Source organism: Lactococcus garvieae subsp. garvieae (genome assembly GCF_029024465.1).
Classification (GTDB): domain Bacteria; phylum Bacillota; class Bacilli; order Lactobacillales; family Streptococcaceae; genus Lactococcus; species Lactococcus garvieae.
Genome location: NZ_CP118950.1, coordinates 161,482 through 182,853, shown reverse-complemented (window position 1 = coordinate 182,853; position 21,372 = coordinate 161,482). Strand labels below are relative to the sequence as shown.

Annotated in this window: 26 protein-coding genes and 1 tRNA gene; 6 read left to right on the top strand and 21 right to left on the bottom strand. The window is 40.2% G+C overall.

Translation table 11 applies throughout. From position 1 onward, the window contains the following. The first annotated feature begins 190 nt into the window (after positions 1-190). A complete protein-coding gene (locus PYW30_RS00965; RefSeq protein WP_042217671.1) occupies positions 191-1,144 on the top strand; it encodes a zinc-dependent alcohol dehydrogenase family protein in 954 nt (317 codons plus the stop codon). Between the two features lie 26 nt (positions 1,145-1,170). On the opposite strand, the gene gltX is transcribed toward PYW30_RS00965, so the two are convergent. Beyond that, positions 1,171-2,610, bottom strand: coding sequence for a glutamate--tRNA ligase (gltX, locus tag PYW30_RS00960; protein WP_003133785.1), 1,440 nt, complete (start codon positions 2,608-2,610; stop codon positions 1,171-1,173). A 145-nt stretch (positions 2,611-2,755) separates the two neighbouring features. Here gltX and PYW30_RS00955 point away from each other — a divergent pair, with 145 nt between their 5' ends. Beyond that, on the top strand, positions 2,756-3,250 hold the full coding sequence (locus PYW30_RS00955) for a GNAT family N-acetyltransferase (RefSeq protein ID WP_014024197.1): 495 nt from the start codon (positions 2,756-2,758) through the stop codon (positions 3,248-3,250). A gap of 33 nt (positions 3,251-3,283) precedes the next feature. Here the strand turns inward: PYW30_RS00955 and ald are convergent, their stop codons facing one another. From ald to radA, 4 genes are all read right to left on the bottom strand, one after another. Continuing rightward, positions 3,284-4,405 carry an alanine dehydrogenase gene (gene ald, locus PYW30_RS00950; protein WP_042217673.1) on the bottom strand — a complete coding sequence of 374 codons (1,122 nt, stop codon included), beginning with the start codon at positions 4,403-4,405 and terminating at the stop codon, positions 3,284-3,286. Between the two features lie 187 nt (positions 4,406-4,592). Next, positions 4,593-5,222, bottom strand: a complete 630-nt coding sequence (locus PYW30_RS00945) for a pyridoxamine 5'-phosphate oxidase family protein (RefSeq protein ID WP_042217676.1) — start codon at positions 5,220-5,222, stop codon at positions 4,593-4,595. Positions 5,223-5,244: 22 nt separating this feature from the next. Next, positions 5,245-6,321, bottom strand: a complete 1,077-nt coding sequence (locus tag PYW30_RS00940) for a PIN/TRAM domain-containing protein (RefSeq protein WP_003133779.1) — start codon at positions 6,319-6,321, stop codon at positions 5,245-5,247. Between the two features lie 133 nt (positions 6,322-6,454). Further along, positions 6,455-7,816, bottom strand: a complete 1,362-nt coding sequence (gene radA, locus PYW30_RS00935; RefSeq protein WP_074750756.1) for a DNA repair protein RadA — start codon at positions 7,814-7,816, stop codon at positions 6,455-6,457. A 188-nt stretch (positions 7,817-8,004) separates the two neighbouring features. Here radA and PYW30_RS00930 point away from each other — a divergent pair. Continuing rightward, positions 8,005-8,077, top strand: a tRNA-Thr gene (locus tag PYW30_RS00930). A gap of 331 nt (positions 8,078-8,408) precedes the next feature. Here PYW30_RS00930 and rplQ read toward each other — a convergent pair. The 7 genes from rplQ to PYW30_RS00895 all read right to left on the bottom strand — a co-directional run bounded on the left by rplQ (position 8,409) and on the right by PYW30_RS00895 (position 12,547). Continuing rightward, positions 8,409-8,789 carry a 50S ribosomal protein L17 gene (gene rplQ, locus PYW30_RS00925; RefSeq protein ID WP_003133776.1) on the bottom strand — a complete coding sequence of 127 codons (381 nt, stop codon included), beginning with the start codon at positions 8,787-8,789 and terminating at the stop codon, positions 8,409-8,411. A 15-nt stretch (positions 8,790-8,804) separates the two neighbouring features. Continuing rightward, a complete protein-coding gene (locus PYW30_RS00920) occupies positions 8,805-9,743 on the bottom strand; it encodes a DNA-directed RNA polymerase subunit alpha (RefSeq protein ID WP_003133775.1) in 939 nt (312 codons plus the stop codon). A gap of 51 nt (positions 9,744-9,794) precedes the next feature. Continuing rightward, positions 9,795-10,178 carry a 30S ribosomal protein S11 gene (rpsK, locus tag PYW30_RS00915; protein WP_003133774.1) on the bottom strand — a complete coding sequence of 128 codons (384 nt, stop codon included), beginning with the start codon at positions 10,176-10,178 and terminating at the stop codon, positions 9,795-9,797. A 17-nt stretch (positions 10,179-10,195) separates the two neighbouring features. Then, a complete protein-coding gene (rpsM, locus tag PYW30_RS00910) occupies positions 10,196-10,561 on the bottom strand; it encodes a 30S ribosomal protein S13 (RefSeq protein WP_003133773.1) in 366 nt (121 codons plus the stop codon). A 17-nt stretch (positions 10,562-10,578) separates the two neighbouring features. Beyond that, positions 10,579-10,695 (bottom strand): 50S ribosomal protein L36, encoded by a 117-nt coding sequence (rpmJ, locus tag PYW30_RS00905; RefSeq protein WP_014024193.1) that lies wholly within the window; start codon positions 10,693-10,695, stop codon positions 10,579-10,581. Positions 10,696-10,748: 53 nt separating this feature from the next. Continuing rightward, a complete protein-coding gene (infA, locus tag PYW30_RS00900; protein WP_003133772.1) occupies positions 10,749-10,967 on the bottom strand; it encodes a translation initiation factor IF-1 in 219 nt (72 codons plus the stop codon). 320 nt (positions 10,968-11,287) lie between these two features. Then, the gene (locus tag PYW30_RS00895) at positions 11,288-12,547 is read right to left on the bottom strand and encodes an IS110 family RNA-guided transposase (RefSeq protein ID WP_042219922.1); all 1,260 of its coding nucleotides are present in this window, start codon (positions 12,545-12,547) and stop codon (positions 11,288-11,290) included. 366 nt (positions 12,548-12,913) lie between these two features. On the opposite strand from PYW30_RS00895, the gene PYW30_RS00890 reads away from it, so the two are divergent. Genes PYW30_RS00890 through PYW30_RS00880 form a run of 3 tightly spaced genes read left to right on the top strand, consistent with a single transcriptional unit; the run spans position 12,914 to position 14,903 of the window. Further along, entirely contained in the window at positions 12,914-13,357 is a 444-nt protein-coding gene (locus PYW30_RS00890) for a zinc-dependent MarR family transcriptional regulator (RefSeq protein ID WP_014024192.1), read from the top strand. 21 nt (positions 13,358-13,378) lie between these two features. Then, positions 13,379-14,101: a metal ABC transporter ATP-binding protein gene (locus PYW30_RS00885; protein WP_042217993.1), complete on the top strand. Its 723-nt coding sequence runs from the start codon at positions 13,379-13,381 to the stop codon at positions 14,099-14,101. Further along, positions 14,094-14,903 (top strand): metal ABC transporter permease, encoded by an 810-nt coding sequence (locus tag PYW30_RS00880; protein ID WP_003133768.1) that lies wholly within the window; start codon positions 14,094-14,096, stop codon positions 14,901-14,903. The genes PYW30_RS00885 and PYW30_RS00880 overlap by 8 nt, the downstream gene beginning before the upstream one ends. A 47-nt stretch (positions 14,904-14,950) precedes the next feature. Here the strand turns inward: PYW30_RS00880 and PYW30_RS00875 are convergent, their stop codons facing one another. The 9 genes from PYW30_RS00875 to rpsH form a co-directional block, all read right to left on the bottom strand. Next, positions 14,951-15,598, bottom strand: coding sequence for an adenylate kinase (locus PYW30_RS00875; RefSeq protein WP_003133767.1), 648 nt, complete (start codon positions 15,596-15,598; stop codon positions 14,951-14,953). A gap of 152 nt (positions 15,599-15,750) precedes the next feature. Beyond that, positions 15,751-17,067, bottom strand: coding sequence for a preprotein translocase subunit SecY (gene secY, locus PYW30_RS00870; protein ID WP_003133765.1), 1,317 nt, complete (start codon positions 17,065-17,067; stop codon positions 15,751-15,753). A gap of 70 nt (positions 17,068-17,137) precedes the next feature. Next, complete coding sequence (gene rplO, locus PYW30_RS00865; protein WP_003133763.1) at positions 17,138-17,590, bottom strand: 50S ribosomal protein L15; 453 nt, start codon at positions 17,588-17,590, stop codon at positions 17,138-17,140. Positions 17,591-17,787: 197 nt separating this feature from the next. Then, entirely contained in the window at positions 17,788-18,837 is a 1,050-nt protein-coding gene (locus PYW30_RS00860; RefSeq protein WP_003133762.1) for a BMP family lipoprotein, read from the bottom strand. A gap of 137 nt (positions 18,838-18,974) precedes the next feature. After that, positions 18,975-19,157, bottom strand: coding sequence for a 50S ribosomal protein L30 (gene rpmD, locus PYW30_RS00855; RefSeq protein ID WP_003134512.1), 183 nt, complete (start codon positions 19,155-19,157; stop codon positions 18,975-18,977). Positions 19,158-19,167: 10 nt separating this feature from the next. Continuing rightward, positions 19,168-19,662 carry a 30S ribosomal protein S5 gene (gene rpsE / locus PYW30_RS00850; RefSeq protein WP_003133760.1) on the bottom strand — a complete coding sequence of 165 codons (495 nt, stop codon included), beginning with the start codon at positions 19,660-19,662 and terminating at the stop codon, positions 19,168-19,170. A 20-nt stretch (positions 19,663-19,682) separates the two neighbouring features. Further along, the gene (gene rplR / locus PYW30_RS00845) at positions 19,683-20,030 is read right to left on the bottom strand and encodes a 50S ribosomal protein L18 (RefSeq protein WP_003133759.1); all 348 of its coding nucleotides are present in this window, start codon (positions 20,028-20,030) and stop codon (positions 19,683-19,685) included. Positions 20,031-20,172: 142 nt separating this feature from the next. Next, the gene (rplF, locus tag PYW30_RS00840) at positions 20,173-20,709 is read right to left on the bottom strand and encodes a 50S ribosomal protein L6 (protein ID WP_003133757.1); all 537 of its coding nucleotides are present in this window, start codon (positions 20,707-20,709) and stop codon (positions 20,173-20,175) included. Positions 20,710-20,796: 87 nt separating this feature from the next. Then, a complete protein-coding gene (gene rpsH, locus PYW30_RS00835) occupies positions 20,797-21,195 on the bottom strand; it encodes a 30S ribosomal protein S8 (protein WP_003133755.1) in 399 nt (132 codons plus the stop codon). Positions 21,196-21,372: the final 177 nt, after the last annotated feature.

The window sequence follows — 21,372 nt, the reverse complement described above, 5'->3', positions numbered from 1 at the left end:
CATAAATTTAACCAAAAAGACACATTGTATATATCAAGTCTAACATAACTTCATTTTTTATCAAAACCTTTTCTTTGATGACGAATAAGAGAAAATTAAAACATAATTTTTTTGTATATTTACAACAGGATACAATCTATGATATTATCGTCTCTTCCTTAAAATTCACAAAGTCTGCTATAATAAAGCCATGTACCAATCATTCATTTACGAGAGCTATGGGTTGCCTCATCAGGTCTTAAAGCTCAAAGAGAAGTGTCAACCCCATTTACAACCCCAAGAACTTCTTGTAAAAATGCTCTATGCCCCAGTCAATCCTTCGGATTTAATTCCAATGACTGGCGCCTATGCACACAGGATAAGTTTGCCTGCTACTGCAGGGTATGAAGGGGTCGGCCTTGTAGCAGATGTCGGCAGCGCGCTTTCACGGAAACTTATCGGGCAACGCGTCCTCCCCCTGGAAGGTGAAGGAACTTGGCAAAGTTTCGTCAAATGCCCTGCTTCGCATGCTTTTTTTGTTCCCGAGTCCCTTGATTCGATTTCAGCCAGTCAGCTTTATATCAATCCTCTGACAGCTTGGCTTTTATGTACAGAAGTCCTTGCATTAAAACCTGGTCAAAAACTTGCTGTAAATGCGGCAGCTTCTTCCATTGGTCAAATCTTTGCGCAACTCTCACGGATTCTGGGTTTTGAATTTATCGCTATTACACGCAATAACAAAAAACACCAACTTTTAAAAGAACGTGGTGCTCAGGAATTACGCACAGACTTGCGCAATCTTGAAGTAGATGCTGCCATCGATTGTGTCGGTGGACAAGCAGGGACAGATTTGGCCTCTTGCGTACGTTCGGGCGGAAAGTTCCAAGCCCTTGGCCTCCTTTCAGGCGAACAGGTGGATTGGGAGAAATTATCCCAATTGCCCATCGATGTTGGGATTTTTCATCTGCGGCATTGGAATGCTAAACTAAGTCCCGCAGAGTGGCAAAGGAATATGAAGACTTTATCTCACTTGGCTGTCAATGGGCGCTTGCTCATCAATCAAGCCGTCGATATCATCCCTTATGAACAACTCATTGAAACCTTAGCCTCTCCTCAACAAAACAAACTTCTGATTTCATTCATACAAAAAACGCACGAGCTTTAACTCGTGCGTTTGTTATTTTCATTTTTTTATAAGAACTGTGCCATGTGTTCAAGAACTTTTTCTTTGCCTAAAAGAGCAATTGTTTCAGGTAATTCTGGACCGTGCATGCTACCAGAAGCAGCAATACGAATTGGCATCCAAAGATTTTTTCCTTTAACCCCTGTTTCTTTTTGTGTTTCTTTGAAAAGCGGGAAGATGTTCTCAGCAGTAAAATCTTCTAAGGTTGCCAGTTTTTCACGAAATGCACCGACAGCAAGGGGTGAAGTTTCCAAAGCCATCATTTGACGCGCTTCGTCTGTGAGTTCTGGGAATTCACCAAAGAAGAGGTCTGTTAACTCCAAAATTTCCTCAGCATATTTCATTTGTGGCTTGTAGAGTTTTACCAATTCTTCAGCACGCGCATCAAAACGACCGGCTTCTTCAAGGAAAGGCTTTGTCAATTCGAAGACAGGTTCAAACTCTGCATGTTTGATGTATTCGTTGTCCATCCATTCCAGTTTCTTTTGGTCAAAGGCTGCCGGAGATTTACTCAAACGTTTTTCATCAAAAAGTTTTACAAGTTCTTCTGGGCTGAATTTTTCTTGTTCACCACCTGGGTTCCAACCTAAGAGGGCGATAAAGTTGAAAATAGCATCTGCCATGAAACCTTTTTTACGGTAGTCTTCGATAAATTGAAGCGTATTGGTGTCACGTTTAGACAACTTTTTCCCTGTTTCAGAGTTAATAATTAAAGTCATATGCCCAAAGACAGGTGCTTCCCAGCCTAAAGCTTCATAAATCATCAACTGTTTCGGTGTATTCGCAATGTGATCGTCCCCACGAATAACGTGTGAAATTTGCATATCGTGGTCGTCCACTACTACAGCAAAGTTATAAGTTGGGTAACCGTCGCGTTTTTGAATAACCCAATCGCCACCGATGTTCCCACCTTCAAATTCGATATCGCCTTTAACCATATCTGTCCATTTGTAAATGGCTGTTTCATTTACAGAAATACGAACAACCGGTGTAATGCCTGCTGCTTTACGTTCAGCAATATAAGCTTCTTTCTCAGCTTCTGACATTCCCGCATACTCATTGACATAATGCGGTGCAACGCCTGCTGCTTCTTGTGCTTCATGATCAGCTTCAAGCTCTTCTGGCGTTTTATAAGAGTAATAAGCCTTACCTTCACTCAAAAGTTGGTCAATATATTTTTGATAAAGTTCCAAACGTTCAGATTGGCGGTAGTTTTCATGTGTTTCTGGGCTTTCATCCCAGTCAATCCCCAACCAACGTAAGTTTTCAAGTTGAGAACGTTCTCCATCTTCCACATGACGTTCGCGGTCTGTATCTTCGATACGAATGATGAAATCTCCATCATAATGACGCGCAAAAAGATAGTTAAAAAGTGCAGTACGGGCATTACCGATATGTAAAAGCCCAGTTGGTGATGGCGCATAGCGCACACGAATGTTATTAGACATAATTTTCTCCTGTTAGTTTCGCTCCTTTTTATTTTATCATATTATGAGCAATGTTTCTAACAGTGACTCATTATAAAATCATACTGTAATTAAAGAAATACAAGCTTCATTGACTCGACAAGGAGGACCATGTTAGAATAGAGATATGACTAAAATTACATATGACAAAGCAAAAATCACAGACATTGATGATGTGATGCACATTGAAGAAACTTCTTTCCCCGCGGATGAAGTACTCTCGCGCGCTTCAATGTTAGAACGTATCCAAGTCATTCCTGAGCGCTTTTTCGTCGCTCGAAATGAAGAAGGTAGAGTGGTCGGCATTCTCGTGGGCCCAACTTCTGATAAATGTTATCTGACAGACGATATGTTTGAAAAAACAGAAGCAAGTCTTCCGACTGATCGCTTTCAAATTATCGTTAGCCTTGCTGTAGATAGTGAATACCAAGGGCTTGGTATTGCTACATCATTACTGGATTTGATGAAAGAAGCTGCAGCTGAGGAAAGCCGTCAAGGCATCAGCTTGACTTGTGTAGAAAACCTTATTCCTTACTACGAACGTTATGGATTTGTTTCAAAAGGAATTTCTGACTCACAACTTGCAGGAGAAACATGGTACAACATGGTTCTTCCTCTATAAAAAAAACGCTGCTCAGGCAGCGCTTTTTTATTTTTAATGACTTATAACTTCATCACTATCTGTGTAAACCATATTATATAAATCAGCTACAGGTTTACATGTCAATTTACCATGGTCCGCATTTAAGCCCTCTTTCAAGCCTGGGTTAGCTCTCAAGGCTTCTTTATAACCTTTGTTTGCTATAGCTAAACCATTTGCCAGAGTTGCGTTATTTAAGGCTGCTGTCGAAGTTACAGGGACAGCACCAGGCATATTCCCCACACAATAGTGGATCACACCTTCTTCTTCAAAAACAGGGTCATCATGATAAGTGACATGAGAGCTTTGACATGTTCCACCTTGGTCAATCGCCACATCAACAATAACGGCTCCTTTTTTCATCAATGGCAAATGTTCACGGCGAATAAGTTGTGGCGTAGCTGCGCCTGGGATCAGTGCAGCACCAATCACTAAGTCTGCTTTAGAAATCAGATCTTTTACAGTGTGATCGGTACTGTAAACAGTGTTTACACGTCCTTCATAGAGTTTATCAAGCTCAGTTAAGGCATCTAAATTTACATCGACTGCAGTAACATTGGCATGAAGCCCCACAGCCATAGCGACAGCATTACGACCGACAACTCCTGCCCCTCCAAGAACAAGGACGTTTGCTGGAAGAACGCCAGTCACTCCTCCAAGGAGAACCCCGCGCCCTCCAAAAGGACGTTCCAAGTATTTGGCACCTTCTTGGACCGATAAACGCCCTGCAATTTCTGACATGGGTTTAAGCGCAGGAAGTGCACCGTTACGGTCACGGATGGTTTCATAAGCAATAGCGACAATTTTCTTATCTAAAACAGCCTCTGTCAATGCTTTATCAGCTGCTAAATGGAAATAGGTATAAAATATTTGTCCCTCACGCATCAATGAATATTCTGGCTCAAGCGGTTCTTTGACCTTAATAATCATATCCGCTGTTTCATAAATATCCTCGGCAGTTGGTAAGATATTACAACCAACCGCTGTGTAAAGTTCATCGGAATATGATGAACCTTCACCTGCCCCTTTTTGAATGTAGACATCATGTCCAGCTGCAATATAAGCTGCGGCAAATTCTGGTGCAAGTCCTACACGATATTCGTGTTTTTTGATCTCTGTTGGAACACCTATTTTCATCAAATTATCCTCCATATAGATATATGCTTCGGGGCTTTTCCCCTTTTTTGTTTGAAACAATAATACGACAAAAGCGAAAATGTAACCGCCTTCATAATTAGAATAACATTTCTAAAGTTTTATTGCAACTATGAACTTGTACGTATTTTTTAGATCTGTGTAACAAAAAAAGAAGTCTAAAAAGACTTCAATTAAATTCTATGATGCGGCTACCTTCTTTAAAGTTTTCATGAACCAGTGAGCGAACTGTAAGTTTGATAATGGCCATATTTGCCGCATTTTCATGCACCTTCAGTAGGTTGGGTTCTTGTTTAACACTTTCTTTTGCAGCCGTTTCCTCTAAGACTTCGGCATACACGTTATTGGAGGATAGACGCTCCCCCTTCTCTAAGCCGTCAAACCATGTGGTGAAAGAGACATCGGGATTTTCCTTGATACTTTGAACTTTACGGGCGTGCTTATCAGCAACCATGTAAAATACATTTTCTTCATGGACCGATTGGATAAAACTCATAATTGTCGTTGCGGACTTTCCCTCTTTTGTTGAACAACTCAAGGCAAGGTAGCCCGGAAGGAGAGCCAAAATACGTCGCACTTCACCTCCTTGACCTTGAGCACCAACACTGGTTGTTTTTTTATTGGTTTTCAACACGGTCAAAAGAACTAAAGGCAAGGTGAGTACTGCATAAGAAATAAGTAAAGCTAGGATAAAAGTCAGATTTTTATTTTGCAAAAAATTTGTTGAAACAATACCAACAAGGACAAGTGCTGCCAGTACATAGATAAGAAAAAGTTGTAAAAAACGCTTAAAGTACATGTTTCTCCTTATTTTTGTTTAACTATTTTGAATTAACAAGTTCAGCAAAAATCATACGGCCTGCACTTGTTTGCAGAACTTTTGCAACCTCAACCAAAACTTTTTTATCAATCATTTTGGCCGTATCTTCAATGACAATCATCGTGCCATCTGGCAGATAGGCTACACCTTGCTGACGTTCAGAACCTTCGCGAATAATCGTTACTTCAATCTGTTCTCCAACCACCAGTTGTGTCTTAACGGCATTTGCAAGATCATTAATATTTAGGACGATTACGCCTTGGATTTCCGCTACCTTGTTCAGATTAAAATCGTTGGTGACTAATTTCGCACCGATTTCACTCGCATAGCGAAGCAATTTAGTGTCAACCTCACGTATGTCCTTGTAGTCTTTGTTAGAAATTTCTACATTGTCAAATTCTTTTAAGGAATTCACGAGGTCCAAGCCGCGGCGCCCTTTAGCACGCTTCAAAGGATCAGAACTGTCTGAAATGAGCTGGAGCTCTAGCAATACAAAATTAGGTACAATCACTTTATCGCTGATGAAGCCGGTTTTTAATACGTCCAAAATACGTCCGTCAATAACCGAACTTGTATCCAAAATCATAGCATGTTGAGCTGTAGTTCCTTCTTTTACCACCGGCTTATCCACTGCAGCGACTTCTTTACGTTTACGAAAAACGATTTTAAAGATTTCGTCTCCTCGCTTATCAAAGACGGTATAGCCAAGATAAAGCAGCCCAATAATCAGCACAAAAGAAATAATGTTGCTTAATACTGGAACCCCAAGTAAAGAGAGAGGAATCGTTAAAAGCACGCCTACGGTCAGACCTAAAATAGCACCAATAAAATTAAATACCATTTTTGAAAGATTGACTCTCGTGATTTTTTGATCTAGTTTTTTCAACGCTCGCATCAGCAAATTGGACATAAAGAATGATAAAATAACAAAAATAATTGCTCCAATTAACCCATTTACAATTTCCTGATTAAAAGCATTTCCCTCTTGTCTAAAGAGGTGCCAAACCCAAGGGAGAGTAGTAATACCTAAAGAGGCACCCACAATACCCATGAGAACATGAATTATCCAACGACGCATAAGACTTCCTTTCTGTACATAGCCTCAATTTTTTATAACTAAAAAAGCTCTGTGTCAATTATATCACACATCATAACAAGATACTTGTTTGTCCCATTACGATTATGACCTATTGACTCACAAAGCTTTTTTCTTAGCCAAATACTTTTTTCAAACATTCTGATAAAGTCGTCACACCGACCACTTTCAAATTTTCTGGAATATCTACGCCTGCCAAGCTATTCTTAGGCGCGTAAACTTTTTGAAAACCTAGTTTGCTTGCTTCATTGAGACGTTGCTCCATCCGCGTAACACGACGAATTTCACCCGTCAGGCCAATTTCGCCAATAAAACATTCGCGTGCATCTGTCGGCTCTTCCTTGTAGCTAGAAGCAATAGCTACAGCGACTGCTAAGTCAATGGCTGGTTCATCCAACTTGACACCACCTGCGGATTTTAAGTAGGCATCTTGTTGTTGCAAAAGAAAACCGGCACGCTTTTCGAGTACTGCCATGATTAAACTCACACGGTTAAAGTCCAAACCAGAGGTGGTACGTTTGGCATTTCCAAACATGGTTGGCGTTGTCAAAGCTTGAATCTCAACCAATATCGGACGCGTACCTTCTAACGCACAGACGATAGCAGAGCCCGTAGAGCCTTCCAAACGCTCTTCGAGGAAAACTTCACTCGGGTTAGTCACTTCCACTAAACCATTGCCCTGCATCTCGAAAATCCCAATTTCATTTGTTGAACCAAAACGGTTTTTGACCGCGCGTAAAATTCGGAATGTATTTTGACGTTCTCCCTCAAAATACAAGACCGTATCAACCATATGTTCCAACATACGCGGCCCCGCAAGTTGCCCTTCCTTAGTGACATGTCCGACAATAAAGGTCGCAATATCGTTGGTTTTGGCCAACTGCATTAATTCTCCTGTCACCTCGCGCACCTGACTAACCGAACCCTGAGTACTCTGGATTTCAGGCGTCATGATAGTTTGAATCGAATCTACAATAAGAAAGTCTGGCTGTAGACGTTCAACTTCATTTCGGATGCTTTGCATATTGGTTTCGGCGTAAAGGTAAAAATCTGTATCGATGTCGCCCAAACGCTCGGCACGCAGCTTAATTTGTTGAGCCGACTCCTCCCCACTGACATAAAGTACACGCCCTCTTGAAGCAAGTTGCGTAGATACTTGAAGCAGTAGAGTAGATTTACCAATCCCTGGATCCCCCCCAATAAGGACAAGACTTCCTGGAACGACACCGCCTCCAAGGACGCGGTTAAACTCATCCAGATCGGTTTCCACACGCGGTGTATCGAAAAGTTCAACCTGATCTAACTTCATGGGTTTAGAGTGCTCGCCTGTCAGACTCACTCTCTGATTTTTTACCTCTTGGACTTCTACTTCTTCAACAAAGGAACCCCAAGCACCACAATTGGGACAACGTCCGAGTTTTTTTACTGATTTGTAGCCACATTCTTGGCAAAGAAATGTTGATTTTTTTTTAGCTATTTTTAAGCCCTCATTTCTATTATTTTTATAGACTTTTATTCGTATTTTTGTTAAAATAATTATGGTTTAACTGTAAGCCACTATAGCTCAGTCGCTAGAGTTGGAAGCCCTGCTTTCAATCGATGGATAGAGATTTGCAAAGCAAATCCTCGTCTGTTGCTCTCGGACTGGGTGAAAGCACAAGTATAGCCGCTGTAGCTCAGTCGGTAGAGCAACACCATGGTAAGGTGGAGGTCGATGGTTCGATTCCATTCAGTGGCATGACTAATTTTAGCCTCTTGAGGCTTTTTTATTTTACCTATTATTTGATTATAACATATCAAAAGACAGACTTCACTGACTGTTTTCTTTTCTATGACAAGAATTTTTAAAGAATATATTCCAAAAAGGCCTCTTTACATAAAAGAGGCCAAGATTTTTATAAAAAAGCAAAAAAAAAAAAAACATATTGAGTGAACTACCGAAAGAAATATTTCGGTAGACAGAGCTAGACTAAGCAGTGCTACTCGACGTTAATACGTCAACTCAAACACAGCGCCATCATCATAACACTCAATAAGTAATCTTATATAATATTTAAATCCGAACTCTCTTAAACAAGCTCGATGATTGCCATAGGGGCAGCATCACCACGACGTGGTTCAACTTTCAAGATACGAGTGTAACCACCGTTACGGCCTTCGTAGCGTTTAGCAATATCGTCGAACAATTTTTGAAGTGCAGTTGGGAAAGTTTCAGTTTCTTCGTTGAAATCTTTAATAGCGATTTCGTTACGAACGTAAGCTGCTGCTTGACGACGAGCGTGCAAGTCACCACGTTTACCAAGAGTGATCATCTTTTCAACTGTTTTACGGATTTCTTTAGCACGAGCTTCAGTTGTAACGATAGTTTCGTTGATGATAAGATCAGTTGTCAAATCACGAAGCATAGCTTTACGTTGTGAAGATGTGCGTCCAAGTTTACGGTAACCCATTTTTTTCCTCCTGTATTATTTTCGTTTTTTGAGCTCCAAGCCCAAGTCAGTCAATTTAACCTTGACTTCTTCTACTGATTTGTGACCGAGGTTTTTGACTTTAATCATGTCAGCTTCACTCATTTCCACAATATCAGCTACGGTATTGATTCCAGCGCGTTTCAAACCATTGTAAGCACGAACTGAGAAGTCCATTTCTTCGATAATTTTATCGAGGACACGTTCTGTTTTAACTTCTTCTTTAGCCACGAGAGTTTCAGATTCTGAAGCTGTTTCTGACAAGTCAACAAACAAGTTCAAGTGATCTGTCAAAATCTTCGCAGAGAGAGACAAAGCATCATCAGCAACGATTGTGCCGTTTGTAGTGATTTCCAAAGTCAACTTATCGTAAGATGCATCACCACCTACACGAGCTGGTTCTACTTGATAGTTAACTTTGCTAACTGGTGTGTAAATTGAGTCCACAGCAATAGTACCGATTGGTGCACCTTCGACTTTGTTTTCGTCAGCAGGAACGTATCCGTAACCTTTGTTTACTGTCATTACAGCACGCATAGAATGACCTTCTGCGATAGAGAAAAGATAATGGTCTTTATTGACAATTTCGATATCACTATCTGTCAAAATGTCACCTGCAGTTACTGTCATAGGTCCAGTAACGTCAAGCTCAATTTGTTTTTCATTTTCAACGTAAGATTTGATCGCAAGTCCTTTAATAGCAAGGATAATTTGGACCACATCTTCACGTACACCAGGGATTGTTGCAAATTCATGTTGAACACCTTCAATTTGAATTGAAGTAACAGCAGATCCAGGCAATGAAGACAAGAGAACGCGACGCAAAGAATTACCCAAAGTTGTACCATAACCACGTTCAAGTGGTTCTACTACAAACTTACCGTAAAATTCTGTTTCGTCAAATTTAATAATTTTTGGTTTTTCAAACTCAATCATGTATAGTCTCCTCTAAAAGAAAAGTAAAGTGATTTTGCAACTCACTAACGATTATACACGACGACGTTTTGGAGGACGTGCACCATTGTGAGGTACAGGAGTCACATCACTAATAGAAGTTACGTTAAGACCAGCAGCCGCGAGTGCACGGATTGCAGATTCACGACCAGAACCAGGACCTTTAACTGTAACAGATACTGTTTTCAACCCTTGCTCTTGAGCAGCTTTAGCAGCAGCTTCAGATGCCATTTGTGCAGCGAATGGTGTAGATTTTTTAGAACCTTTGAAACCAAGTGAGCCTGCAGATGACCAAGCAAGAGCGTTACCATGAACGTCAGTAATCATAATGATAGTGTTGTTAAAAGTTGATTGAATGTGGGCGATACCAGTTTCAATATTCTTTTTCACACGACGTTTACGAGTAATTTTTGCCATTTTAACTCCTTTCTAGATTATTTTTTCTTACCAGCGATAGCTTTAGCAGGACCCTTACGAGTACGTGCATTGTTTTTTGTGTTTTGTCCACGTGTAGGAAGTCCACGACGGTGACGCATACCACGGTAGCTACCAATTTCCATTAAGCGTTTGATGTTGAGGTTTACTTCACGACGAAGATCTCCTTCGAGTTTCAAGCCGTCAAGTTCACGACGAATTGCGTCTTCTTGATCAGATGTAAGGTCTTTAGTACGTACATCTTCTGAAACACCTGCAGCAGCAAGCACTTTTTTAGCAGTTTGAAGTCCAACACCGTAAACGTATGTCAATGAAATAACGATACGTTTTTCGTTTGGAATATCAACTCCAGCAAAACGAGCCATAATTTAATAGTTCCTTTCTATCCCTGACGTTGTTTATGTTTTGGATTTACAGGGCAAATTACCATAACACGACCGTTACGACGAATTACTTTACAGTATTCGCAGATTGGTTTAACTGATGGTCTTACTTTCATTGTGTCTTCCTTTCTATAGGTTACTGTGCTTTCGCACTCAATGAATGTCCAGGTTATTTAAAACGGTAGGTAATGCGTCCACGTGTCAAATCATATGGTGACATTTCCACTTGCACGCGGTCGCCAGGCAGGATACGGATATAATTCTTACGAATTTTTCCAGAAATCGTCGCCAAAACTTTGTGACCATTTTCAAGTTCAACAGTGAACATCGCATTCGGCATAGTATCAACTACTTTACCTTCAATTTCGATAACATCATCTTTTGCCAAGCAAAAGTACCTCCTTAAAAATCCCCGAAAGATACAAGTGTATCTAAAAAGTCGGACTGATATATTATAGCACACTGGCTGACAAATGACAAGCCCCCTATTTGTTTTTTTACTTTATTTTTCTTTCTTCTTTAATATTAACTGGTTGACATTTAATAGGAGCCGTGTTATTATTAACCAGTAAATGAAAGTCTAGTGGTATTAAGTCAAATGATAAGTTGCTAGATTCTGAGTAAAAATCTTGAAAAAAGACAGCACGAAAGAATCTAGTAAAATTTGGCAAATTTTACTAGGCTAGACAAGGAATTGTGCAGATAAAACTAATTATCTTCCATAAACCTCCTTGGTGGCGTATAGAGTTGGTGGTTGCGTAGTAGCACATCCACCAGACGCACAAGTTTTCTTGCGGTTAAAACGACGGCTCTTTTGTGTTTATGTTTGGGGACTTCATCTTTCTTTTTCTTGTAAAACTCTGCGTATTCCACGTTATGTCTTCGTACAGAGTTGGCGGCTTCAACTAAGTAATAGCGAAGATAACGATTGCCTCGTTTTGCAAGAGAAGTATTTTGAGATGAGGTATTGCCAGATTGTGTTTCTTTCCAATTCAAGCCAGCATATTTAGCGACTTGAGGATGGTCTTTAAAGCGTTCAATCTGTCCTATTTCAGCGATAATTCCTGCAGCGAATACCTTTCCAATACCAGGTACACTGGTCAAACATTGGTATTCAGGGATAATTTCTACCATGTCTTCAATGGCTCGATCAATTTCTTTAATCATCTTCTCTAAACTCCGTATTTCGCGAGCAAGGAGACTGAGTACAATATTGACAGAATCTTGTTGGACGAGTGATAAGCGGTAACTTCCTTTTATGGCAGCTTTTATTGCTTTTGCAAGTTTCTCAGGAGCTTTGAAGCGACCTCGCCCGAGTTTCTGGATGAGTTCCGTGAAATCTTCAAGAGGAGTATTTGCGAGTTCATCTAGCGTGTAATCTTCGGTCATGAGTGTCATAATTGTGGCAGACCAAACAGAGGTACTCAATTCTTCATTCTTTAATTCCGCAGAGAGCGTATTGCACTTGTAGTAGATGTTTTCAATGAAGTGTTGTTTTGTACGTACTAATTGTTCCACGAGCTGAAGTCGAGTTCTTGTGAGATGTTGTAGTGCCAGATACTTTTCTTCTTTAAGATAAGATCTTGTAAAGCGTTCAATGCGGAAGTAATCCGCGATGTAGAAAGCATCAAGGGTATCATTCTTGTTTTCTTCGAATGCCTCACGATATTTCTTTATTTTGGCTGGTTGTTCCACCATGACCTCGACTCCGAGCTGCTTTAACTCCGAGTCTTCGTGGAAGAACATTGCAGGATGAAAACTGTAGAGGGATGTGGCTTCCATGCCAATGACGACTCTATTAAATTCATACTTTTCGTTAAGTGAGAGTACTTGTTCTTTGATTTCAGAAGCACCAATCATATCATTGGTAAGTGAAGCAGCGTACAAGACTCCAAGTTCCGTGTCATTTGACATGATGCACACATCGAGTTTGGTAGAGCTGACGTCTAAACCGACAAAACATTTCATTTGGAAGGACCTCCTTTCATTTGATTAGGAAACTATACTTGACTACTGAGAGATTCCCCAGAACTCTGTATCCCTTCATCCTCGCTTATTAGAATACCCATCACAGCGATTACTTACCGCCTGCTCGCTACTAAGAGCAGAGTAATCACGGTGGAAACAGCTAGTGAGTTGGAAGATTTGATACAGCTCGGGTCGCAGACTTATGAAGAAGACGAAGCAACAAGGAGAGTTAGCATATTCCTTTTGAGTCCATTCCTAAGAATAATTATTCTGGGAAACGTCACAATAGTCAAGTAAAACGATAACAATTGTTAGAAAATTGGGGTGAAAAATACCCATAAAATATATTATACGAGGAGAGGGATTATGCATACAAATTTAGAAAATCAAATTGATCAATTCTTATCTCAAGTCATGCAATTCGCTGAAAATAAGCACGAAATTCTTCTTGGAAAGTGTCAAAGTGACATCAAATTAACTTCTACTCAAGAGCACCTTCTGATGCTCCTGAATGGGGAACCAACAACAAATGCTCGGATGGCAGAAACCCTCTCGGTTTCTCCTGCCGCCATTACTAAAGCTTTAAAAAAATTACAAGATTTAGAACTTATATCGCCCACAAAAAGTAAAACCGATGAACGTGTTGTTTTATGGAATTTAACAGAAAAAGCACTGCCCATTGCACGCGAACATGCTGCACATCATGAGGCAACACTGGACAGTTATCAGCAACTTACGCAGAAATATACAGAAGATGAACAAAAAGTAATTCAAGATTTTCTTCATCAACTCGCTGAAAAATTTAAGTAGTTTAGAAAGTAAATAAAAAATATGCCTTATATTGATGTTCAAAATGTAAGCTTTTATTATGACAACAATCCTGTTTTAGAAGATGTGAGTTACTCTGTTAACCCAGGGGAATTCGTCACTTTGACTGGAGAAAATGGCGCTGCAAAATCAACGCTAATCAAAATAACGCTAGGAATTTTGAAACCTAAGTCTGGTAAAGTTATCATTGCACGCCATGACACACAAAATCGCCGTTTGCGTATTGCTTATGTCCCACAGCAAATTTCAAGCTTCAATGCGGGCTTCCCCTCAACTGTTCATGAATTTGTTCGTTCGGGGCGCTACCCACGTAAAGGTTGGTTCCGCAAACTTACTGCACATGATGAAGAACACGTAGAAGCTGCGCTTAATGCTGTAGGTATGTGGGACTTTCGCCATAAAAAAATCGGCGAACTTTCCGGTGGACAAAAGCAACGCATCATCATTGCCCGTACTTTTGCATCTGACCCTGATGTCTTCGTTCTGGATGAGCCGACTGTCGGGATGGACGATGTTACCACAGAAGCCTTTTATGAGCTCATGGCCCATGCTGCACATGAGCACGGAAAAAGTGTGCTCATGGTTACACACGACCCTGACTCTGTTAAAAAATACATGGACCGAAATATCCATCTGGCACGAGACAAAAATGGAAAATTTGAATGCTTTGAGGTCCACAGCGTCCCTAATTCAAAAATGAAAAAGGAGGTGAAAGCTAATGCTTGAAATCCTCTCTTATGACTTTATGCGTAACGCTTTACTGGCGACAACAGCCATCTCACTCTTTGCACCACTTCTTGGGGTCTTCCTTGTTTTGCGTCGCCAGTCTTTACTCTCTGACACCCTCTCCCATGTTTCTCTCGCAGGTGTTGCCTTCGGGGTTCTCTTTAGTCTAAATCCAACATGGACAACTTTAATTGTCGTTATTATTGCCGCTATCTTTATGGAATTTCTCCGTACCGTCTATAAAAATTATCTGGAGCTCGCAACTGCGATTTTAATGTCTGCTGGACTTGCTTTAGCCATGTTTATTATTAATGTGGCAGGAAGTAAAACCAGCATCAGCATTGACCAATATCTGTTTGGTTCAATTGTCACTATCGCTACTCCGCAAGTTGTCATGCTTTACATCATCGCTTTGATTGTTCTGGCTGGCTTTATTTTCTTCCTCCGTCCACTTTATGTGATGACTTTTGATGAAGATACCGCCTTGGTAGATGGTCTTCCTGTCCGAGCCATGTCAATGATTTTCAATATCGTGACTGGTTTGGCTATTGCCTTGATGATCCCAGCCTGTGGCGCTCTACTGGTTTCCGCAATCATGGTTTTACCCGCTAGTGTTTCTATGCTTATCGGAAAATCCTTTAAGACCGTACTCCTCTGGTCAGTAATCATTGGCTTCATTGGTATGAATAGTGGCTTGATCATTTCTTATTATTTCAATGCACCTGCAAGTTCTGCCATTACCTTAATCTTCGTTGCACTTTTCTTAATTGTTTCTTTATTGAAACGTCTTTTCCGAAGATAGACAAACAAAAAACACTGAGACAATGTTCAGTGTTTTTTTGTTTTATTTTAGCCAAGAACAGCTTGAATATCTTCAGTTACTTTCTCCATAGCTTGTCCGCCATCGATTGATTTAACTAAACCAAGTTCTGTATAGTGTTTCAAGATTGGTGCTGATTCTTTGATGTTCACTTCTAGGCGATTTTTAACTGTTTCTGGAACATCATCGGCACGTTGATAAAGGTCGTGTCCACCACATACATCACATGTGCCCTCAACTTTTGTAGGTTTGAAGAGCTTGTGATATGTTGCGCCACATGTACGACAGATATAACGTCCGCTTAAGCGTTCAACCAAGATGTCTGGATTTACTTCGATGTTGATGACTGCATCAAGTTTAATACCAAGTTCTACTAACATTTTATCCAAAGCTTCTGCTTGGTCAAATGTACGTGGATAACCGTCAAGCAAGAAGCCTGAGGCTTTGATGTCATCTTGTGCCAAACGTTCTTTGACGATACCGTTTGTTACTTCATCTGGAACCAAAGCTCCTTTGTCGATATAAGATTTAGCAAGTTTGCCCATCTCTGTTTCGTTTTTCATCGCTGCACGGAACATATCTCCTGTAGAGATGTGATTCACACCGTAATTTTTAACGATAAATTCTGCCTGTGTACCTTTACCTGCGCCTGGCAAGCCCATGATTAACAAGTTCATTGTTTTCTCCCGTTTTCTTTCTTACAAGTTTTACTATAGATGCTGCAACTCTTACTTATGAGTTTACAGACAACATAATACAAATTATACCTTAATATTTTACCGCATTTCTTAAGATAAATAAAGAAAAACCTTGCCGAAGCAAGATTTTTTTAGCTTTCAATTGGATTATCCATAAATCCTTTGTAGTTTTTCTTGTAGAGATAACCTTCAAGTTGTTTAACAGCTTGAATGGCAACCTGAATCAAGATCAAGAGCGACGTCCCTCCCAAGGCAACGATTTTTGGCAATCCCCAAATATTTTGGGCAACGATTGGAAGAATCGAAATAAAGCCAAGGAAAAGTGCGCCGACTGTTGCCAAACGCATCAGTAAGCCTGAAACATATTTTTCAGTACCTTTACCTGGACGAACAGATGGGATGTATGAACCTTGTTTTTGCAGATTTTCTGCCATCTTTTCTGGATTAACTTGTACAAATGAGTAGAAGAAGGTAAAGAGAACAATCAATAAGCCATAAAGTAACATCCCTGTCCATGTGTTATAAGAAAGGGCTGATTGTAAGCTATTCAGCCAGCCAACGTTGTTACCTTGAGCACGTTGTAAGAACTGTAAAATTGTTGCTGGAGCAGTTGTGATAGAACCTGCAAAGATTACGGGAATAACACCTGCTGGGTTAACACGAAGTGGCAAGTATGAACTTGTAGGCGCACCTTGTGTCAACTTAGTGTATTGAATCGGAACTTTACGTTCTGCTTGTTGTACAAATGTTGTGAAGTAAATAATCAATGCTGAAGCAACCACCAGAATAGCGACCATTACCCATGACATTGGAATTTGACTCGGACGAACATTTACAAACCACTCTGTATAAACTTCGTGAATGGCGCTTGGGATACCTGAAACGATACCCGCAAAGATAATAACAGAAATACCAGAACCAAATCCTTTTTCATTGATTTGTTCACCCATCCATGTCACAACCATTGATCCTGTGGTCAAAATGACACCAATCATTAGATAAGTTTGCCAGTTAGGATTTTGTACGATATTTGCCGTGCTCATAGCTTGGAAACCTGCAGTAATACCGATAGATTGAGCCATAGCCAAAACCAAAGTAATATAACGTGTGGCTTGATTAAGCTTACGACGTCCGATTTCCCCTTGTTTTGACCATTCTACAAACTTCGGCAAAATATCCATTTGTAAAAGTTGAACAATAATTGATGCTGTGATATAAGGTGACACCCCCATAGCAAACAATGAATAGTTTTGCATGGCATTACCAGACACCAAGTTCATCATGTTCAAGAATGGTAAATCACTCAGGGCATTCAAGTTTTCAACATTGATCCCTGGTACTGTGATATGCGCACCTAATCGAAAGACAAACAGAATAAAGATGGTGAAGATAATCCGTGCTCTTACATCTTTTATCTTGAAAGCTTCCTTTAGAGTTTTGAAAAACATAATTTCCCTCTAAACTTTCTTAAATATTAACCCTATAAAATAAGCGGTTGAAAATCAACCGCCAATTGAATTATTTTGCTTCAAGAAGTTCTACAGAACCACCAGCAGCTTCAATAGCAGCTTTCGCAGCAGAAGATGCTTTAGCAACGTTAACCTTAAGGTTTTTAACTGTCAATTCGCCGTTAGCAAGAACTTTGATACCAGATTTAACATCTTTGATGATTTTAGCAGCTACAAGAGTTTCAGCTGTAACTTCAGCACCATCACCAAGACGGTTCAAAGTGTCAAGGTTTACGATTGCGTATTCTTTACGGTTTACGTTAGTAAATCCGCGTTTTGGAAGACGACGGAACAATTCTGTTTGTCCACCTTCAAAACCAGGACGTACGCCACCACCTGAACGTGATTTTTGACCTTTTTGTCCACGACCAGATGTTTTACCGTTACCAGATGAAGTACCACGACCTACACGGTTGCGAACTTTACGGCTGCCTTCAGCAGCTTTCATTTCATGAAGTTTCATGTTTTCTCCTTATTTTGTACAATGCTGCCGCCTCGCTCCACTCTAAGGAAGGATGGAGTTCAACTCGCCTGTACTTTTCTAATTTTCGGCTTTTAAACCTTTTCCATTTTACTAAATTTACTCTGAAAAAGCAAATCATCCATGGCTCTTTCTTTTTGGAAACAAAAAAGAGTATGTCTTTCATACCCTTTTTTAATTTATTTTGCTGGAACTTCAATTTTTCCTGAAACAATATCAGCTTTTGCTGCTTCAACTGCTTTCCAAGCCTCATCTGAAGCGTTATCTCGAGCAAGCGTTACACCACCGTTAGAAAGATCATACTTGAGGTTTTCACCACCAGGGAATTTTCCTTTTTCTGTTCTATTGGCAATATCTTTCACTGCGTTTCCAACTTCTTTGACTGTTGAAACAAGGACAAAGTTTGATTTTTTACCATCTTTTGATGTATAGCCACCCAAGTATTCTTGGTCTTGGTCAACACCAACAACCCAGACTTTGTCTTCTTCTTTTCTTGTTTCATTCAAATTCTTAGCCTCTGTGAACAAGCCTGTTCCAACACTGCCCGCTGCTTGATAAATCACATCCGCGCCGCTAGCGTACATTGCAGAAGCCATTGTTTTACCTTTACCGGCATCTGTGAAGGATTGCGCATATTGTACATCCACTTTGATATCTGGCGATACTGATTTGGCACCCGCTGTAAACCCTGTTTCAAAAGCGGCAAGCACATCTGACTTGATCCCACCAATGAAACCAACATGGTTCGTTTTACTTGTTTTGGCTGCGGCAACACCTGCAAGGTAAGCTGACTGTTGATCCGCAAAAGTTGCAGAGACAACGTTGTCTTTACCTTCGATGACAGAATCGATAACAGCAAATTTGGTATCAGGATTATTTTGTGCGGCTTGAGAAGTTGCTTCGTGCAAGACAAAGCCGATACTGAACACAAGATCATAACCACCTGAAACGGCCGAATTAAAGTTTGAAGTGAATTCAGCTGGAGAGTTAGACTGGAAGTAGTTAATTCCTTTCCCCTTTGAAAGCCCGTTGTCTTTACCCCAAGCTTGAAGACCTTCCCAAGCGGATTGGTTAAATGAGCGATCATCGACCCCATCATTACCTAACACTAAGGCTGCATTAAGGTCTGTTTTCCCTTGCGATCTTTCTGTATTGCGTCCTCCGCAACCTGCAAGTACAATTACTGATGCAAGTGCTACTGTCGCAAGTGCAAAAATTCGTTTGTTCATTCTTCTCTTCCTTTCACATTTAAAAACAATTATACCTTAAAATTTAATGTACATTTTTACTTATTTAATTGGACATCTTGAAAATTTTTACAATTTCCTCAGAAAAAAAGTCCAGATAATCTGAACTTTTTTAATTATTATTTAACTTCTTCAATTGTTACCAAGTGTGAAATTGAGTTAGCCATGCCGCGAAGTGCTGCATTGTCTTCTTTCACAACTGATGAACCAAGTTTACCAAGGCCAAGTGCAACAACAGTTTTACGTTGTGCAGGGATACGGCCGATTGGTGATTTTACCAATGTAATTTTGATTTGAGCCATGATATCCTCCTTATGCCAAATCGCTTACTGATTTGCCGCGGAGTTCCGCAACTTCTTCAGCGCGTTTCAATTGTTGCAAACCTTCAACTGTTGCACGAACAACGTTGATTGCTGTGTTTGAACCTAATGATTTAGATGTTACGTCAGCAACACCTGCGAGTTCGAGGACGGCACGAACGGCACCACCTGCGGCAACTCCAGAACCTTCTACAGCTGGTTTGATAAGGATTTTACCACCGCCGAATACACCAAGTACTTCGTGAGGTACAGTAGTTCCTACCATAGGAACTGTCACGATGTTTTTCTTAGCTGCTTCGATAGCTTTACGGATTGCTTCTGGAACTTCTTGAGCTTTACCAGTACCGAAACCTACGCGACCGTTACGGTCACCAACTACAACAAGTGCAGCAAAGCGGAGACGACGTCCACCTTTAACAACTTTAGTAACGCGGTTAATTCCAACAACGCGTTCTTCGAATTCTTTAACTTCTTCGTTTCTAGCCATTTTAATGATTACCCCTTTCCTTAGAATTTCAATCCAGCTTCACGTGCAGCTTCTGCAAGTGCTTGGATACGTCCGTGATAGAGATAACCACCGCGGTCAAATACAACTGCTTCGATGCCTTTAGCTTTAGCAGCTTCAGCAACAAGTTTACCAACTTCAGCAGCTTGTTCTGTTTTAGTACCAGTCAATTTGAGTGATGATGCAGATGCAAGTGTTACAGCTGCTTCGTCATCAATAACTTGTGCATAAATGTTTGTGTTTGAACGGAATACGTTCAAACGTGGAGTCTCAGCAGTACCTGAGATTTTTCCGCGAACGCGAATGTGGCGTTTTTGACGGAGTTTGTTTTTATCTGGTTTAGAAATCACAATTCTACCTCTTTAAATATTTTATATTTCGATAGTTTCTGCCATCGATTTTCTTGCAAAAAATGCAAGCGGGAAGTTTCTGTCTGTACAGAATTTTGGCAAACTTACATTCACCAAATGACGGATCATAATCTCAAAGAGATTATTTACCAGTTTTACCTTCTTTACGACGTACGAATTCGCCAACGTAACGAATACCTTTACCTTTATAAGGTTCTGGTGAACGACGGCTACGGATGTAAGCAGCTGTTTGACCAACTACTTCTTTATCTGAACCTGAAACGTTGATGTGTGTAGCATCTGGAACTTCAAAAGTGATTCCTGCTGGAGCTTCGATTTCGTCTGGGTGAGATTTACCAACAGCCAATACAAGTTTTGAACCTTGAAGTTGTGCACGGTAACCAACCCCGATCATTTCGAGTTCTTTACGGAAACCTTCGCTAACACCAACAACCATGTTGTTGAAGTTTGCACGAGTTGTTCCGTGGATAGTTTTCATTTCTTTAGAATCATTTGGACGTTTGAATGTTACTTCAGAACCATTGATTTCCATTGTGATTGCTTCTGCAAATGTACGAGTCAATTCGCCTTTAGGGCCTTTAACTGTTACTGTTGCGCCATTTTGTTCAACTGTTACACCAGCTGGCAAAACAACGACTTTATTACCAATACGTGACATGTTTTTTTACCTTTTCTGTTAAATTATCAAGAGTATTTCTACTGCCTGTTTTCACAATTATAATACTTTTAGCTTACGGGTAAAGGATTACCAGATGTAAGCAAGAACTTCACCACCGATGTTCTTAGAACGTGCAGCTTTGTCAGTTACAACGCCTTCAGATGTTGAGATGATTGCTGTACCAAGTCCGTTAAGTACGCGTGGTACTTCGTCAGATTTAACGTAAACACGGAGACCTGGTTTAGAGATACGTTTCAAGTTAGTGATAACTTTTTCGTTGTTTTTTCCGTATTTCAAGAATACACGGATAACACCTTGTTTGTTATCTTCAACGTACTCAACGTCTTTCACATAACCTTCAGCTTTGAGGATTTCTGCGATTTCACGTTTGATTTTTGAAGCAGGTGCTTCAACAACTTCGAAACGACGCATGTTTCCGTTACGGATACGTGTGAGGAAGTCTGCAATTGGGTCTGTCATTACCATAATGTAATTTCTCCTTATTTGTAGTTTGGGTTTGTTCAATCCCACTTTCAAATTAATGAGGTCTTTTTAAAAAGACCGAACTTATATAGTTTATCAAATTATTTCTATCGTGTCAATAGGCTCGGGTGTTTCTTCCTCCATTTAATTTAAAAAAAAGAAAAAACACAGTCCGTGAAA